17 protein-coding genes are annotated in these 16,885 nt (G+C 61.1%); 13 read left to right on the top strand and 4 right to left on the bottom strand.

Annotation, left to right across the window (positions count from 1 at the left end):
• The first annotated feature begins 79 nt into the window (after positions 1–79).
• From ppnP to LF599_RS03240, 11 genes are all read left to right on the top strand, one after another.
• Positions 80–394, top strand: coding sequence for a pyrimidine/purine nucleoside phosphorylase (gene ppnP / locus LF599_RS03190; RefSeq protein WP_269942818.1), 315 nt, complete (start codon positions 80–82; stop codon positions 392–394).
• A gap of 8 nt (positions 395–402) precedes the next feature.
• Positions 403–813, top strand: a complete 411-nt coding sequence (locus tag LF599_RS03195) for a hypothetical protein (RefSeq protein ID WP_269942819.1) — start codon at positions 403–405, stop codon at positions 811–813.
• 12 nt (positions 814–825) lie between these two features.
• Complete coding sequence (locus tag LF599_RS03200; RefSeq protein WP_279522266.1) at positions 826–1,623, top strand: substrate-binding periplasmic protein; 798 nt, start codon at positions 826–828, stop codon at positions 1,621–1,623.
• Positions 1,624–1,811: 188 nt separating this feature from the next.
• Positions 1,812–2,876, top strand: a complete 1,065-nt coding sequence (locus LF599_RS03205; RefSeq protein WP_279522267.1) for a UDP-glucose--hexose-1-phosphate uridylyltransferase — start codon at positions 1,812–1,814, stop codon at positions 2,874–2,876.
• Positions 2,873–4,177 carry a galactokinase gene (locus LF599_RS03210; RefSeq protein ID WP_279522268.1) on the top strand — a complete coding sequence of 435 codons (1,305 nt, stop codon included), beginning with the start codon at positions 2,873–2,875 and terminating at the stop codon, positions 4,175–4,177. The genes LF599_RS03205 and LF599_RS03210 overlap by 4 nt, the downstream gene beginning before the upstream one ends.
• On the top strand, positions 4,174–5,202 hold the full coding sequence (locus LF599_RS03215; RefSeq protein ID WP_279522269.1) for a LacI family DNA-binding transcriptional regulator: 1,029 nt from the start codon (positions 4,174–4,176) through the stop codon (positions 5,200–5,202). Before LF599_RS03210 ends, LF599_RS03215 begins: the two co-directional genes overlap by 4 nt.
• Positions 5,193–6,245, top strand: a complete 1,053-nt coding sequence (locus LF599_RS03220; protein WP_279522270.1) for an aldose epimerase family protein — start codon at positions 5,193–5,195, stop codon at positions 6,243–6,245. Before LF599_RS03215 ends, LF599_RS03220 begins: the two co-directional genes overlap by 10 nt.
• Positions 6,246–6,284: 39 nt before the next feature.
• Positions 6,285–7,382, top strand: coding sequence for an ABC transporter ATP-binding protein (locus tag LF599_RS03225; RefSeq protein WP_269942826.1), 1,098 nt, complete (start codon positions 6,285–6,287; stop codon positions 7,380–7,382).
• A gap of 79 nt (positions 7,383–7,461) precedes the next feature.
• A complete protein-coding gene (locus LF599_RS03230; protein WP_279522271.1) occupies positions 7,462–8,718 on the top strand; it encodes an ABC transporter substrate-binding protein in 1,257 nt (418 codons plus the stop codon).
• Positions 8,719–8,795: 77 nt separating this feature from the next.
• Positions 8,796–9,914 carry a carbohydrate ABC transporter permease gene (locus LF599_RS03235; RefSeq protein WP_279522272.1) on the top strand — a complete coding sequence of 373 codons (1,119 nt, stop codon included), beginning with the start codon at positions 8,796–8,798 and terminating at the stop codon, positions 9,912–9,914.
• Entirely contained in the window at positions 9,915–10,742 is an 828-nt protein-coding gene (locus tag LF599_RS03240) for a carbohydrate ABC transporter permease (protein WP_279522273.1), read from the top strand.
• 804 nt (positions 10,743–11,546) lie between these two features.
• On the opposite strand, the gene LF599_RS03245 is transcribed toward LF599_RS03240, so the two are convergent.
• The 4 genes from LF599_RS03245 to LF599_RS03260 all read right to left on the bottom strand — a co-directional run bounded on the left by LF599_RS03245 (position 11,547) and on the right by LF599_RS03260 (position 14,541).
• The gene (locus tag LF599_RS03245) at positions 11,547–12,284 is read right to left on the bottom strand and encodes a tetratricopeptide repeat protein (RefSeq protein ID WP_279523073.1); all 738 of its coding nucleotides are present in this window, start codon (positions 12,282–12,284) and stop codon (positions 11,547–11,549) included.
• A 153-nt stretch (positions 12,285–12,437) separates the two neighbouring features.
• The gene (locus tag LF599_RS03250; protein ID WP_269942833.1) at positions 12,438–12,902 is read right to left on the bottom strand and encodes a TadE/TadG family type IV pilus assembly protein; all 465 of its coding nucleotides are present in this window, start codon (positions 12,900–12,902) and stop codon (positions 12,438–12,440) included.
• A gap of 15 nt (positions 12,903–12,917) precedes the next feature.
• Entirely contained in the window at positions 12,918–14,249 is a 1,332-nt protein-coding gene (locus LF599_RS03255) for a pilus assembly protein TadG-related protein (RefSeq protein WP_279522274.1), read from the bottom strand.
• The gene (locus LF599_RS03260) at positions 14,152–14,541 is read right to left on the bottom strand and encodes a TadE/TadG family type IV pilus assembly protein (RefSeq protein ID WP_269942834.1); all 390 of its coding nucleotides are present in this window, start codon (positions 14,539–14,541) and stop codon (positions 14,152–14,154) included. The genes LF599_RS03255 and LF599_RS03260 overlap by 98 nt, the downstream gene beginning before the upstream one ends.
• Positions 14,542–14,803: 262 nt before the next feature.
• On the opposite strand from LF599_RS03260, the gene LF599_RS03265 reads away from it, so the two are divergent.
• Together LF599_RS03265 and LF599_RS03270 are read left to right on the top strand one after the other, a co-directional pair.
• Positions 14,804–16,189 carry a sigma-54-dependent transcriptional regulator gene (locus tag LF599_RS03265; RefSeq protein WP_279522275.1) on the top strand — a complete coding sequence of 462 codons (1,386 nt, stop codon included), beginning with the start codon at positions 14,804–14,806 and terminating at the stop codon, positions 16,187–16,189.
• A 462-nt stretch (positions 16,190–16,651) separates the two neighbouring features.
• Positions 16,652–16,828, top strand: coding sequence for a Flp family type IVb pilin (locus LF599_RS03270; protein ID WP_269942835.1), 177 nt, complete (start codon positions 16,652–16,654; stop codon positions 16,826–16,828).
• Positions 16,829–16,885: the final 57 nt, after the last annotated feature.

Raw genomic sequence — 16,885 nt, forward strand, 5'->3', positions numbered from 1 at the left:
GCCACCCAGTATAAACGGAAATCGACACCACGCAAGCGCGGATATCCCCGCGAACCAGCCACCAGCAACCGGAGAGAGCATGACCGCATTCGCCAACGCGACCATCAACAAAAAGGCAAACGTCTATTATGACGGCAAGGTAACCAGCCGGACCATCACACTGAGCGACGGCAGCGTGAAGACGCTCGGCATCATGCTCCCCGGCGAATATGAGTTCGGAACCGAGAAGCCCGAATTCATGGAGATCACCGCCGGCGAGCTTTCCGTCCAGTTGCCCGGCTTCGACGAATGGGTGGCCATGACCGCCGGGCAGAGCTTCAACGTCCCCGGCGACGCCAAGTTTCGCGTCAAGGTCATTACCGTGACCGACTACTGTTGTTCATATATGGACTAGGAGGAGCCGTGTCCGATCAAGGCCGTAGAATTGAATTTGGAGGCGATGGCCCCTACCTGTTCCAGGTGTTGTCCGATCCGCCCGAGGCCACGCTGCTGGAGGACCATGAGGTCTGCCTCTTCCGGTTCAACCAGCTTTATCTGCCCGTTTCCCTGTCGGCCTGCGCTTCCCTGGCCGATGCGCTGACCCAAATGTCCCAGTCCGACATGGGCCCGGAGCGTGAGGGCATGATTCCACTGGAGTTCGACCTGTCCGAGATGCTGGAGTTGCCGCTGCTGACCGGCGTGGCCGGAACGAGTTTCCAGCACGGGGACATGGTTTACCTGGATGTGTTTTTCGGTGAAGCCGAAGGGCGGCTGTGTTTTTCCGTTCCGGCCGCCGCCGTTGTCGGCCAGATTCTGTCACAGGTGGCGGAGTGATGGTCTAACGGAATGGATCAGGCTCAGATCTCTTTGAAAAACCGGCGGTTGCCGCGCCTTTCGGCGTTGCTGCTGTGGTGCCTCTTCCTTTGCGCCGTCCCCGCCCGGGCCGCGGATGTTCCCGACGTTGTCCTTCTGACTTCCGGGGAGTGGCCCCCGTTCTATTCCGAGGCCATGCCCGGAGGCGGGTTCGCCAACCGCGTCATAAGCGAAAGTTTCGCCCTGGAGGGGATCAAGGTCCAATTCGAGTTCGTTCCCTGGCGGCGCGCCCTGGAAACGGCCGCTCGCGGCCCGGCCGTTGGGTCCGCCGGTTGGCTGCCCATGGAGGACCGTACGGCGCGGTTTTTGTTCAGCGACCCGGTCTTCGAATCCGAAAGGGTCTTCTTTTTCCGCAAGGACAAACCCTTCGATTGGCGGACCCTGGAAGACGTGCGCGACCTGCGGGTGGGCGTCACCCTGGGAAGCGCCGAGGAATTCCCTTTTGAAGAGATCCTGGGCGGGAAAGGGGGAAAGCTCGACGTGGCCCGGGATTATGTCTCGGGGATGAAGATGCTTATCGCCGGAAGGATGGATGTCTACGCCTGCAACAGGGCTGTGGGGCTTTTCATCCTTGCCAACCGGATTCACGCGGGCGAGGACCTTGTCGTTCCGCATTCCCGCCCCATTTTCTCTGAAACCAACCACCTCATTCTCAGCCGTCGCGAACCCTTTGCCCGCGCGCTCATGGACCGGTTCAACTCCGGGCTGCGCAAGCTCAGGGAATGCGGACGCTACGAGGATATCAGACGGGAATATCCCAGTCTGCGATAACCCTCCCGCGTTTGCCTTCGACAGGCGCGCTTTTCTCCCGGGCCTTGTTGACAAGGTGACGATTCTGTGATTTTTTTTGCAGTGTGCCGCAAACGTTTGCGGCAACGTTTGCGTTGAGGCCCGAAAGGGCGGATATGGCGGACAGTTTTCTTTCTCCGGGAACGATTTCAAGAGGTTGAGGGGAAGGCATGTTTTTCGAGGACAATCCGCACAGGCGATTGAACCGGCTCACCGGGGAATGGGTGCTGGTTTCGCCGCATCGCACCAAGCGTCCATGGCAGGGACAGCAGGAGGAGCCGGACCGCGAAACTCTGCCCGCCTACGACGAAAACTGCTACCTTTGTCCCGGCAACGGGCGGGCGGGCGGCGCGGTCAATCCCGAGTACACCGGCACATTTGTCTTCACCAACGATTTCGCGGCGCTTTTGCCTGAGTCGTCTTCCCCCGCTCCCGGCGGACTCGGGGATGAACTGCTTGTGGCCGAGCCCGAGACGGGCGTTTGCCGGGTTATCTGCTACTCGCCGCGTCACGATCTGACCCTGGCCCGGATGGACCGCGAACAGGCATCGCGCGTGGTGAACGTGTGGTGCGACGAGTTCCGGCAGCTCGGCGGGCGGGACGACATCGGCTATGTGCAGATTTTCGAGAACCGGGGGGCGGCCATGGGCTGCTCCAATCCGCATCCCCACGGCCAGATATGGGCCACCCGCAGCGTGCCCATGTACCCGGCCACCGAGGGCGTCCATCAGGCCGAGCACCTCCGGGACAAGGGCGAGTGTCTGCTCTGCGCCTACTTGGAAACCGAGCTTGCGCGGGGCGAGCGGATCATCTTTGAAAACGATTCCTTCGCGGCCCTGGTGCCGTTCTGGGCCTTGTGGCCGTTCGAAGCCATGATTCTGCCCAAGGCGCATCTTGCCAATATTCTCGAAATGACCCCGGCGCAGCGCATGGATCTGGCCGACGCCATGATCCGGCTGAATGTGCGCTACGACAATCTCTTCCAGACCTCGTTCCCCTATTCCATGGGTATTCATCAGGCGCCGACCGATGGCGGCGAGCATCCCCACTGGCATTTCCATCTGCATTATTATCCGCCGCTGCTCCGTTCGCGAACGGTGCGCAAGTTCATGGTCGGTTTCGAGATGATGGCCATGCCCCAGCGCGACCTGACCGCCGAGTCCGCGGCGGCGCGACTGCGTGAGCAGTCCGAGGTTCACTACATGAACGAGCTTGGCGGCGGGGAGGGCGAATGATGCTTGATACCTCCGCATACGTCGAGGCCCTGCTCCGTGGGGATCTGGATCCTGTTCTGGCCGAGCTGTACCGCCCGGAGGAAAAGGCGGCCCAGCTAACCCGTTATCTTGATCTGGTGAGCCGGTTTGAGCAGTGGATCGGCCCCGGTCCCGTAGCCCTGGTCGTCGCGCCGGGCAGGACCGAACTGGGCGGCAACCACACCGACCATAATCTGGGCGTGGTCCTGGCGGCGGCGGTGCATTTCGACTGCCTCGCGGCGGCCCGGCCCAACAATGGCTCCGTGGTTCGCATCCGTTCCAAGGGATTCGACGAGGAGATTCTTGTGGACCTGGACGACCTCGCGCCCCGGCCCGGCGATGAAGGCACCCCCATGGCGCTGGTGCGCGGAGTGGCCGCCGAACTGGCCGCGAACGGCCGCCGGATCGCCGGATTCGACGCCCGGGTGGACGGCACGGTGCCAATGGGCGCGGGACTGAGTTCCTCGGCCGCCTTCGAGGTTCTGATCGGACGGATTTTCAGCGAGCTTTTCAACGAAGGGCAGTGTCCGCCGCTTGAACTGGCCGTGGCGGGCCGCGGCGCGGAGAACACCCATTTCGGCAAGCCGTGCGGCCTCATGGATCAGCTTTCCTGCGCGGCCCAGGGCATTCTTTCCATCGATTTCGCCGATCCGGCCCAACCGGCTATGACCCGGGTGGGTTTCGATTTCGAGGGGACAGGCTATCGCCTGACCGTGGTGGACACGGGCGGCAGCCACGCCGACCTGACCCCGGATTACGCGGCCATCCCGGAGGAAATGCGCCGGGCCGCCCGCGCCTTGGGGCAGGAAAATGCGCGCGGGCTGACCGTGGACGCGGTCCTGTCCCACATCGGGCGGGTGCGCGAGGCCGCCGGGGATCGCGGAGCGCTCCGGCTCATCCATTTCATCGAGGAGACGAACCGCGCCGTCGAGCAGGCGCGGGTCCTGTCACGCGGCCGCATGGCCCCGTTTCTCGACCTGGTCCGCCGGTCCGGCGATTCCTCCTGGCGGCTCTTGCAGAACTGCATTTCGGCCGTTGATCCGCTGTCCCAGCCCATCCCGATCGCCTTGATCCTGACCGAGCGGTTCCTGCGGGGCATGGGCGCGTACCGCATCCAGGGCGGCGGATTCGCCGGGACCATCCAGGCCTATGTGCCCGAGAAGCGGCTGGCCGCCTACACGGTCTTCATGGAAGAGGTCTTCGGGCCGGGATCGGTCATGTCCCTCAAGGTGCGCAGGCCCGGATTCGAGCGCATCCGCCTTCAGGGGGAGGGCCGCACATGAGCCAGTTCACCATAAAGGACCTGGCCCGCAAGCTGGGCGTGTCGCCGTCCACGGTGTCTCGCGCCCTGCGCGGCCATCCGGACATCAGCCAGGCAACCCGGCAGCGGGTGGCTGATGCCGCGGAAAAATACCACTATCACCCGAACCAGCTCGCCCAGTCCCTGCAAAAGAAACGCAGCAACGTCATCGGGGTCATCGTCCCCGAAATCCGACATCATTTTTTCTCCAACGCTATCAGCGGTGTAGAAGAAGTAGCCTACGACAACGGCTACACCATCATGGTCTGCCAGTCCAACGAGACCCTGGCCCGCGAAATTCTCAACGTTCAGGCCCTGGTGTCCAACCGCGTCGCCGGTTTGCTCATCGCCATATCCTCCGAAACCACCCGCTTCGACCACCTGGCGCGGGTGATCCGGCAGAACGTGCCCCTGGTCCAGTTCGACAGGGTGGTGGAGGAACTCGACACCGGCAAGGTGGTGGTGGACGACTACGCCGCTTCCTTCGGCGCGGTGGAGCATCTCATCGCGGCGGGCTACCGGCGGATCGGGCACATGGCCGGACAGGCGGGCATCGCGCTCAACCGCAAGCGGTTCGAAGGATATCGCGACGCCCTCGCGGCCCACGGGCTGCCGCTGGAAGAGGAATTTCACCTTTTCGGGGGGTATCGCGAGGAGGACGGCCGGGCCGGAGCCGAGCTGTATCTGGCCATGGACGAGCTGCCCGAGGCTATTTTGGCCATCAACGATCCCGTGGCCGTGGGGCTGTACACCCGGTTCAAGGAAGCCGGGGTGCGCATTCCGGACGACGTCGCCCTGGTCGGGTTTTCCGACACCCCTGCGGCGGCGCTCATCGACCCGGCCCTGACCACGGTTTACCAGCCCGCCTTCGATATGGGGCGGACCGCCGTTTCCCTGCTGCTGCGGCAATTCGCCGAGGGCGCGGACTTCACGCCGGAAACGGTGGTGCTCGAAACCGAACTGCGGGTGCGGGGTTCCTCGGCCCCGAGGGAGGGGCTATGCAACTGAGCAAGCGCAGGTTCGGCGTCACCCCAGACGGCGTGGACGTGGACCTCTACACCTTGGCCAACGAAGCGGGGATGGAAGCGGACATCATCACTTACGGCGGAGCCCTCGTCCGGCTGACCGCCCCGGACAGGAACGGCAACCTGGCGGACGTGGTCCTGGGCTACGACACGCTTGACGGTTACCTGTCGGACAGTTGCTATTTCGGGCGGCTGGTGGGGCGGGTGGCCAACCGCATCGGCGGGGCGCGACTGATCCTGGACGGGGAGGAATTCGAGCTGGACCGCAATCTGGGACGTCATCACTTGCACGGTGGTCGTGGCGGGTTCCACAGCCGGGTTTGGACGGCAAGTTCCATCGAAACCGAGATAGGTTCGGGCCTGGCCCTGACCTACGAGAGCCCGGACGGGGAGGAGGGATACCCCGGCAACCTCGCGGTTTCGGCGGTCTATACCCTCACGACCGACGGCCTTCGGTTGGATTTTTCGGCGGCCACGGACCGGGCCACGGCGTTGAACCTGACCGGGCACGGGTATTTCAATCTGTCCGGCAGGCCGGGCGAGAACTGTCTCGGCCACGTCCTGACCATCCCCGCCCGTCGGTATCTGGAAACCGACGGGGAGTTGATTCCCACCGGGCGGCTGGCCGATGTGGCCGAAACGCCACTCGATTTTTCGGACGGGGTCGGTATCGGCGAACGCATTGGCGAGGACTTTCCGCCGTTTGCCGCCCCCCATGGTTACGATCATTGTTACGTGTTGGATGACCGGAACGGGCTGCGGCTGGCCGCCTCGGTGTTCGAGCCGGTGGCCGGGCGGGGCATGGAGGTCTGGACCACCCAGCCGTGCGTGCAGTTCTATTCCGGTAATCATATCCCGGAAGGGTTGCCCGGCAAGGGCGGGGCGGTGTATGGTGAATGGTCGGGATTATGCCTTGAGCCCCAGGGGTTTGTGGATGCGCCGGGACATGGGGCCTTCCCGCAGGTGACGCTTCGCCCTGGCGAGGCATACAAGCAATCGATTTTGTACAGGTTTTTCGTGAAGTAGCTCAATCCGGTTTTGCGGAGAAACAAAGAGACGGACAGTATGGCGAATGTGCAATTGAAGAATGTGGTCAAGCGGTTCGGCGACGTGGAAGTGGTTCACGGCATCGATCTGGAGGTGGAAGACAACGAATTCATCGTCCTGGTAGGGCCGTCCGGCTGCGGCAAGTCCACGGTGCTGCGGATGATTGCGGGGCTGGAGCCTATCAGCAGCGGCGAGGTGCTCATCGGGGACCGGGTGGTCAACCAAGTTTCGCCCAAGGACCGCAACGTGGCCATGGTTTTCCAGAACTACGCCCTGTATCCGCACATGTCCGTGCGCGACAACATGTCCTTCTCGCTGAAAATGCGCAAGGAGACCGGGAACGACGTCGACGCCAAGGTCGAGGAGGCCGCGCGGGTTCTCGAATTGCTGCCCTACCTGGACCGCAAGCCGTCCGAACTGTCCGGCGGCCAGCGGCAGCGCGTGGCCATGGGCCGGGCCATCGTGCGCAATCCGGACGTGTTCCTTTTCGACGAGCCGCTCTCCAACCTCGACGCGCAGTTGCGGACCCAGATGCGCATGGAGCTGAGGAAGATGCATCTGCGGCTGGCGACAACGACCATCTACGTCACCCACGACCAGATCGAGGCCATGACACTGGCCGACCGGATCGTCATCCTCAAGGACGGGTACATCCAGCAGGTGGGCACGCCCATCGAGGTCTTCGAGCGGCCCGTCAACGCCTTCGTGGCCCGGTTCATCGGCAACCCGCCCATGAATATCCTGGAAGGGACCTTCCGCGTGGAGGACGGCCGCCGGTTCGTCCAGGCCGGTCCCTCGAAGTTCCCGGTGGTGGGCGGCCTGAGCGAGTCCATGAAGGACGGCGCGCCCGTGCTGGCGGGCATTCGCCCGGACTCCATCAAGATGGGCGACCGCATCCGCAAGCTGCCCGAGGAGTGGTTGTGCCATGGCGAAGTGGTGGTTTCCGAAATCCTGGGCGGCCACTCTCATCTCGAAATCGTCGTGGACGGTGAAAACAAGCTCATAGCCGAGGTGGAGGGCCGCGTGGTCGCCCATCCCGGCGAGATCATCCCCATTGGTTTCGAATTCGATCGCATGGTCCTGTTCGACCCGGAGACGGAGCTGGCCATTTATTAAATTTACGGCCTGACATATATTTGATTTAATTGATAATTGATTGGAAAAAAGTTGAGTTTGAAACCTGTAGGAGGTACGTATGAAAAAGGTCTTTGCGAAAATGTTGATCGTGTTTGCGGCCGCGCTGCTGATCGGCGCTCCGCAAGCCGCTCAGGCGAGCGATCTGAAGGGTGATTTAGAGATATTTTCCTGGTGGGCCGGCGACGAAGGCCCGGCTCTCGCCGCACTGATCGACATCTACAAGAAACAGAACCCCGGCGTGAACGTCATCAACGCCACCGTGACCGGCGGTTCCGGCGTCAACGCCAAGGCGGTTCTCAAGACCCGTATGCTCGGCGGCGAGCCGCCGGATTCCTTCCAGGTCCACGCGGGCCAGGAACTCATCGGCACGTGGGTCAAGGCCGACCGCATGGAAGACCTGACTCCGCTGTTCAAGGAGCAGGGCTGGCTGGACGTCTTCCCCGAAGGCCTCATCAAGCTTATCGGCACCGAAAACGGCATCTGGTCCGTGCCGGTCAACATCCACCGCTCCAACGTGATGTGGTATGTGCCCGCCAACTTGAAGAAATGGGGCATCGAGGCTCCCAAGACCTGGGACGACTTCTTCGCCGCCGCCGAAAAGCTGAAGGCGCAGGGCATCGTGCCTCTGGCCCTGGCCCAGAACTGGACCGCCAACCACCTGTGGGAATCCGTTGCCCTGGCCTCCATGGGCCCCGACAATTGGGACGCCCTGTGGGCCGGCAGCCTGTCCTTCGATTCCCCCGAAGTGGTCAAGGCGTGGGAACTGTTCGGCAAGGTCCTGCAGTACACCAACAGCGACGCTTCGTCCCTGTCCTGGCAGCAGGCCACCGACATGGTTCTTGACGGCCGCGCCGCCTTCAACATCATGGGCGACTGGGCCGCGGGCTACATGACCACCACCAAGAAGCTCATGCCTGGCAAAGGCTACGGCTGGGTCCCGTCTCCGGGCACTTCCGGCGAGTTCATGTTCCTGGCCGACTCCTTCGGCCTGCCCAAGGGCGCTCCGCATCGCGACAACGCTCTCGCCTGGCTGAAGGTCCTGGGCTCCCGAGAGGGCTCCGACACCTTTAACCCGCTCAAGGGCTCCATCTCCGCGCGCAAGGACTCCGACCTGTCCAAATACAACGACTACCTGAAGTCCGCCGCCAAGGACTGGGCCGGTGACCGTGTGGTCGGCTCCCTGGCTCACGGCGTCGCCGCCAACGAGACCTTCATGGGCGGTTTCGCCTCCATCATGGAGATGTTCCTGAAGAGCAAGAATCCCCAGGCTGCCTCCAAGGCTTGCGCACAGCTCGCCAAGAAGGCCGGGATCTAAGAGAACAACATAACGGCCGCGCGCCGCGCCGGGGAGCATCCCCGGCGCGTGGCGGCCCGAAACAACCGGATTTGCTTATGCGGGAAGCCTCGCGCGACAAATGGAAAGCGTTTTTGACGCTCCTTCCGTCCATGATCCTCATCGGCGTTTTCGTCTACGGATTTATCGGCAACACCATCTGGACCTCCATGACCGACTGGGGCGGCGTGGGCTCGCTGGCACTCGTCCCCGAGAAGAATTTCGTCGGCCTGGAAAACTACATCGACCTGTTCACCGGGTTCCTGGGCAGCGGATTCCGCCAGGATTTGGTCAACGCGGTCTATTATTCGGTCATGCTTCTGGCCGGGGCCGTGGGGCTCGGCATGTTCATCGCCATCCTTCTCGATCAGAAGCCCAAGGGCGAGGACGTGTTGCGGACCATCTTCCTCTATCCCATGTCCCTGTCCTTCATCGTTTCAGGAACCATCTGGCGGTGGCTGCTCGCGCCCCAGGGCGGGGTCAATGTGTTGCCCAAATACTTCGGCTTCGACCCCCTGAACTTCAAGTGGCTGTCCAGCCAGTCGGCCGTGCTGGTCTTCAACTGGCAGGACATCCTGCGCATCCTGGTCTCCTTCGCCGCCTTCATTCTCATCCTGACGGGCGTGTACATGCTCCGGAAAGACCAGTCCAAGGCCATAAAACGATGGCTTGTTCCCGGCATCGCGCTCGGGGCCTTTGTCTGGCTGTTCGGCGACATCATCCCGAGCGCTCTGTTCATGGAGGAGGAGCATGGCTTCAACCTGGCGACGCTCGGAATCATCATCGCCACCATCTGGCAGTATTCAGGCTATACGATGGCCCTCTACCTCGCCGGGTTCAACGGCATTTCCCAGGACCTGCGCGACGCGGCCATGCTCGACGGCGCGTCCCAGGCGGGTTACTACCGGCACGTGGCCATCCCCATGCTCAAGCCGATCACCATTTCCGCGGTCATCATCCTGTCGCACATCTCGCTGAAGATGTTCGACCTGATCTTCGCCATGACCGGACCGGACAACGCCGCCACCGGCCACCCGGCGCTGACCATGTACCTGACGACCTTCCGTGCCAATGATTTCGCCAAGGGCGCGGCCATCGCCATCGTCCTTTTCCTTATCGCGGCCATGTTCATCGTGCCCTATCTCATAGGCCAGTACCGGCAGCGGGGGAGACGTTAGATGATTACCCGAAAATTCACCCTCGGCAGCGTGTTCCTCTACGGAACCCTGACCCTGCTCGCGCTCTTCTTCCTCATGCCCGCCTACATGGCGGCCGTGACCGCCTTGAAGATGCCTGCGGACATCAGCCTGCCCACAGCCTGGGAATGGCCGTCCGTCATCAACTGGTCCAGCTTCTCCCAGGCTATCGAGAAGTTGAAGCCCGATTTCATCAACTCCATCATCCTGACCATCTGCGCCACGATAGGGTCCACCATGCTCGGCTCCCTCAATGGCTATGTCTTCTCCAAATGGCAGTTCAAGGGGTCCGAGGTTATCTTCACGCTGTTCCTGTTCGGCATGTTCATCCCGTATCAGGTCATCCTGATCCCGCTCTTCCAGACGCTGCGGGCCATGAACCTCTACGGCGGGCTTCCCGGGCTGATCCTGGCCCACATCGTTTACGGCCTGCCCATCACCTCGCTCATTTTCCGCAACTTCTACGCGCAGATTCCCACCGCCCTCGTCGAATCGGCCAAGCTGGACGGCGCGGGCTTTTTCTCCATCTACCTGCGCATCGTCTTCCCCCTGTCCATTCCGGGGTTCGTGGTCACGTCCCTGTGGCAGTTCACCCAGATCTGGAATGAATTCCTCTGGGGCATTTGTTTGACCCGGCACACGGCCAACCCCATCACCGTGGGACTGGCCAATCTGGCCGGCGGACAGGCCGTGACCTGGAACCTGCCCATGGCCGGTTCCATCATGGCGGCCCTGCCTGTGTTGGCCATCTACATCTTCCTCGGGAGATACTTCATTCGCGGCTTGCTTGCGGGCTCTGTGAAGGAGTAACGGCCGGGCGCGGCTTGGGATAGCGGGGCATCTGCACATTTTTCCCGGGGGGCTTTCATCCTCACGTAGACGGCTACGCTGCGGTGAAAGCCCCCCGGGAGAAAATGCACAGCTCCCCCACTCTCCCAAGCCTATTCCTAGCACGGAGAGCCGTTGTCGGGTGCTGGAGCACCCGAATCGCTCCATGGGTGAAGATTAGGAAAATGACGGCCGGGGATTTTTGGCGCGGAGAGGTGCTGTCGGGATGACCGAGTCACGCCCGAGTCGCTTCGAGTCGCTTCAAGACGCAGGAAAACAAACTTCTCGTGTGGTCGAGCGGCAACTTGCGAAAAAGAAAATCCCTCCCTGTGTCCTTATCCGCAAAGCGGCATAAGAAGTTTAGGAAAAGAAGGGGATGGGGGTCCGGGGGAAGGGGAGGAAAGAACCCTTTTCAAAGGGTTTTTCCTCCCCTTCCCCCGGCCGCCGGAGGCAAAAAAAGGCCCGGACATTTATCCGGGCCTTTTCACTACCTTATCTACCGCTCAGGGTTGTCAATCGCGGTCTTCCTCGTCGTTGCGTTCGTCCTTGCTCTCCGTGATGTTTTCATCCCACAGTCCGCAACTGTGGTCTATGCAGGAGAGGCACGGTCCGGGGTAATCCATGTTGGGCATAGTGTCCTCCGTGGCTGGAGTATCGAATGGCCCGGCGTGAAGACCGAGCTAATTATACATGAGTATATGTGATAAATAACCACGTGAACGCGCTTGGCAAGAGCCGGTGGAGAAGAAAACGGGTCGCGGTGTCCCGGTGTCGCGGTGTCCCGGATCAGGCGTGTTTCCGGCAATAGTTGAGGAATTTTTGCGCCTCGACAAAGGCGGGGTTGATCTTCAACGCCTGTTCGAGGTTGTCCATGCAAGAGTCGCTGCTGCCTTTTTCGTAGTAGACGCGGGCGAGGTTGAAGTAGACGTTCTCGTCCGTGTTCACGATTTCCAGGGACTTTTCGTAGTAGCGGATGGACTCGTCGTAGTGGCCATTCTTGCGCAGAGAGATGCCGAACGAGTTGAACTTATTGCGGAACTCAAAGGTAAATGCCTCGTCCAGACCGAGCAGGGTGTCGAGGACCTTCTTGAGCTTGTCGAATTGTTTTTTCTCGGAATAGACCTCGCCCAGCCCGTAATTGGCGTCGATGTTCTTGTCGTCGATCATCAGGGCCTTGAGGAACTGCCGCTCGGCCTCGTCCAGGTTGCCCTTGGAAAAGGCCTCCTGGCCCATCTCGATCTTGCGTCTGAGGGTTTCCAAGGCCGGGACCGTATGCACGCGGTAGTAGGTCGGTTCCGGGGTGTACTGGCGGAGGAAATCCAGCTCGCCAAGGACGCTGCGCACTCCGGAGGGGACATGATGGGCGTTGAGGGGCTGGATTTCGAATTGCTCGGGAGAAAGTTGGCGGGCGTACCAGTATGTGATGTTGGCGTGACTCACCGAAGTGTGGCCGGTCCCCACGTCGGCTTGGATTTGCAGCGAGTACACGCCCAGAATGGCCGGATAGTCGTCCACGGCTCGAATCTCCATTGTTGATGGGTTTACATATCCTGAAATATCGATGGCCCCAGATTAGAGCAGGTTGAGGCTTATATCAATACCAATTATTGTTTCGAGTTGTGGGCGCAGAAAAAAAGGCCCCGGTAGGGGGCCTTTTGTCGTCGGACGTGTTGCGTATTATTCGCACGGCTTCCATGGTTCGTTGACCTTGCGGTCGAATCCCTTGAGGGGGATGGTCTCGGGAAGCAGAGGGCTTACGAGAGGAGTGAAGGGCTTGTAGTCGTATACCACCGCCACTTCAGCCAACTGGCAGGGCGCGCCAGGGTCGTTGTCGATGCCGTCGCCGTTGGCCGCCAGGTCGGGCCAGGAGCGGACCGTGATCTTGACGTTGGCCGAGTCCAGGGTGGTCAGTCCCGCTTGGGTGGCCGCGATGATGTCGGCCAGACGGGTGCCTTCGTCGGCTCCCCGGCCCGTGGCCGCGTACCGTGAACCTAGCTGGGCGGCCTTTTGCACCGTTACCCAGGCGTAGACGGCGTTGCCGCCTTCGATCACGGCCATCACCAGCATGAACATGATGGGCAGGATCAGAGCCGTTTCCACGGCGGCCAAGCCTCGGCGGGCGTTCTTTCTATTGTTGCGCATGGCTCAAAACCTCCCTTACAGCAGTCGCCAGCCGAGCTGCTTGCCGATCTGCTTGAAGATGTCGGGAATGTCGTACACGGACGGGGCGTCGAAGTAGTGGTCGTCGGTCCCTTCCTTGCTTGAGGCGATCTCCTTCATGAGCTGGATGTCGACGTTGTCCGAGGAGCCGAAGCGGATGGTGAAGATCTCGATGCCCGCGTCCTTGGCCGCCTGGGCCTCGTCGAGGGTTTCCTGGTTGAGGACGCCGCCGTCCTCGCAGTGGGCCGTGTCCACGCCCATGCCGTAGTAGGCGTTGGTCCAGTAGACGTTGGGCCGATAGGTGGCGCGGTAGGGACCGCCGCACTCGCCGTCCTCGGTGTCGCCGTCGGTGAGCACGATCATGATCTTGCGGAAGTCTTCCTTGCTGCCGGCCTGGGTGAAGGGCGGTGCCGGGGTGAGGAGGTTCCGTCCCCACTTGATGCCTTCCGAGATGAGCGTGCCCGAGGCCGCGCCTTGAGCGGTCTGGGAATTTATGGACTGGATGATTTCGTTCTTGTTCTGGCTGAGCGCCTGTACGGTCGGGATGCTGGAGCAGGTGTCCAGGGCGATGCTGTATTTGTAGTAGTACGGCAGGGCGTTGTATTCATCCATGAAATCTTCGTGAATGCCGTTGTTGAGCGAGCCGTCCGCGTTCTGGCAGCCTGCGGAATGGCCGTCCACGTCGGCGCCGAGACGAATCTTTCCGCGGAAGGGAACCAGGCCGACCTTGGTGTCGGGCGATGCTCCGTCGGGAATGAGCAGGTCGGTCAGTTCGGCGGAGGCCTGTCTGACCAGGGTGATGGGCGTGCCGCGCATGGAGCCTGAGTTGTCGATGACAAAGACGACTTCGAGCTTGTTGAAGCCCGCCACGGCGCTGGCCTGAACTTCCTGGTCGGCGAGTCCGAGCACTTCCATGAGGAGCATGTTGACCGTGGCCCGGGCCGTGACCTTGACGCTGCGGATTTCGGTGCCCGCCGCGATGCTTGTGACCTCGGCGCTTTCCATGTTGGCGGCGACCATGTCGTTCACGGCCTTGTTGACGATGCCCTTGGTCAGGTCGGGGTCATAGGGCAGTTGCAGGCTCCCGGCGAGCGCGCCCGCGTCGACGGCGGCCTGGAGCTTGGTATGGGTCATGTACATGTTGCCCATGTCCACGGCGATGCCCGCCACTCCCAGAAGGATGGGGAGCAGCAGGGCCATGATGGCGCTGGTGGAGCCCCTGCGGGATTCCCTAGGGAAGCGGCATGGTTGTCTGCGCGACGAGCGTAAACGGCTCGTTGTCGCCGAACATGCCTTCTCCGCTTTGCGATCCGAAAATCTTGTAAACATAGGAAACCTCTACTGTGACGGTGTTGTCGACGGGGTCGGTGGTCACGTTGGTGGACACGTCTTCGGGGTCGAAATCGGCGAGCACGGCGGCGACGAGGCTCTGTACGTCGGCGGTCTCGCCTTCCATGAGCACGTGCCGCGCGCCCTCCCGGCTGGCTTCCACCAGCGAGGAGTATGTGTGCATGGCGTTGCCGCCCTCAATCAGAAGCAGGATCAAGAGCAGCACGACGGGAAGCAGCAGGGCGAATTCCACTGCGGCCATCCCCCGGCGTCTTTCTTCTCTCTTTCTCATTCCCGTTCTCCTTCATTCCAAAATTGGCCCGGCGTAAGCACGGGTATCCGGATCAAAGCATTGTGCGTGCCAAGGTGCGAGGAGAAAGGGGAACAATAATGTTAATAATTTGTTTTAAAAGGATAAAAAAGTTTACGGAAGGGGTGGATGGGCGTATGGACGGAGACTGAGCGGTTCATGATATCTATTTTTTGTGGATAATCGTCCCCGATTCCTGTAGGGTTCCGGCACGCGGGGGAGAATACCATCAGGGAGCAGACCTGTGGGCGAAAGAATTCTTGTGGTCGACGACGACCGTGCCTTTCAGGGCATGTTGGTCGAGGCGCTGGTCGAGAACGGCTATGCGGTTGAAACCGCGGCCAGCGCGGAGGAAGGCATCAAGAAGGCCGGGACAACCGCCTTCGAGCTGATATTGCACGACATCCAACTGCCCGGCATGTCCGGGCTCGAAGCCCTGCGTCATCTGGCCGATGTGGCCCCCGGCGTGGACGTTATCGTCATGACCGGCTTCGGCTCCAAGGAGACCGGGATAACGGCCATGCAGCAGGGAGCCTATGATTATTTCGAGAAGCCGTTTTCCCTGCGCGAGATGGCCGTCGTGGTCCGCCGCGCCCTGGAGAAGCGCCTTCTCCAGACGGAGCTGGCCGAACTCAAGCGTCACGGCGGTTCCAGCCCCCTGAACAACATCATCGGGCACAGTGCGCCCATGATGGGGGTCAAGGAGCGCATCAGCAGGGTGGCCGAGCTCAATGCGGACGTGCTCATTATGGGCGAGACCGGCACCGGCAAGGAGCTGGTTGCGGACACCATTCATGCCCTGAGTTCCCGGGCAAAATCTCCGTTCGTCAAGATCAACTGCGCGGCCATTCCCGAAACTCTCATAGAATCCGAGCTGTTCGGCCATGAAAAAGGGGCCTTTACCGGGGCCACGTCCATGAAGCAGGGCAAGTTCGAGCTGGCCAAGGGCGGCTCCCTTATGCTCGACGAGATCGGCGACATGCCGCTGCATCTCCAGCCCAAGCTTTTGCGCGCCGTGGAGCAGAAACAGGCCGAGCGCGTGGGCGGGGCCAAGCCCATCCACTACGACGTCCGCATCATCGCGGCCACCAACCAGGAGCTGGAGGAGCGCGTCCGGGATGGCGGGTTCCGCAGCGATCTATACTATAGACTTAATGTGGCCACCCTGATTTTGCCCCCCCTTCGCGAGCGCAAGTCCGACCTGCCGCAATTGGCCGAGTTCTTCCTGGACCGCGCCAATCGTCGGCTCGGCACGGATATCGCGGGCGTCTCGTCCGAGGCCATGGAAATATTCTTCAACTACGACTGGCCGGGCAACGTCCGGCAGTTTGCCAACGCCGTGGAGCGCGCCGCGATCTTCTGTACCTCCAACCGGATCACCCCGGCCGAGGTGGACCAAGCCTTTTCCAACGCTCGACCCGCCGCGGACAACGCCGCGTACCTGCCCACGGGCGAAGGGCTTCCCCTGAAGAAGGCCCTTGCGGAATATGAGAAGACCCTCATCCAGAACGCCCTGAGAGCGTGCGGCGGGGTCCAGACCGAGGCCGCGTCCGCCCTTGGCGTGTCCGCGAAGAACCTCTGGAACAAACTCAAAAAACACGGCATCAATCCGATATTGTTCAAGAATTAGAATGTAGCCGAGTCTGTCCGCGCATTTTCCGTCTAGTCTGCCGCATAACGGCATCCACATTTTGTGGTTCGTCTACTCCCGGGAAAATCCCTCTTCGCAGGGATTTTCCCTTTTTTATGCCTTGAAATCAATGTGTTGCCAAAGTCTGCACAAGATGGTCCACTAAAAATAGATCAATTAACCTGTTGTTTTTAAAGGGATATCCAGGGGGTGAGCCTTCGACAATGCGTGGCGGTGGTCCACGATTAGTGGATTTGGCCCGTTGGAAGAGGGGCCGTGAAAGGGCCTTTGGAGAGCTGTGCGCAACAGTGTAAAAAATATTTCCCGTGATTGCAGTCGACTATGAACTTTTTTTCGACGCGGTTTTCGTTGTGGCACACGGGTTGCTGAATGGTGGGCGTGGCTGGTGCTGAAAGGCACAAAATTTCAAAAAGCAAAATTTGCAAACCAAGGAGAACGACAATGACGAAGCTGATGAACCTCATCCGTGACGAAGAAGGCGCAACCGCTATCGAGTACGGCCTGATCGCAGCCTTGATCGCCGCCGGTATCGTTACCGCCACTTCCGCCCTCGGCGACCAGGTGGTCTCCACCTTCGAATTCATTAAGACCAAGATGTCCGAGGCTACTGTCCAGTAGGTCTCGCGGAACAAAGCTAACCGTTTAACGGAAGCAGCCAGAGCAGCCGAACCGGGG

The sequence above is a fragment of the Pseudodesulfovibrio thermohalotolerans genome (assembly GCF_021353295.2).
Lineage (GTDB): Bacteria > Desulfobacterota > Desulfovibrionia > Desulfovibrionales > Desulfovibrionaceae > Pseudodesulfovibrio > Pseudodesulfovibrio thermohalotolerans.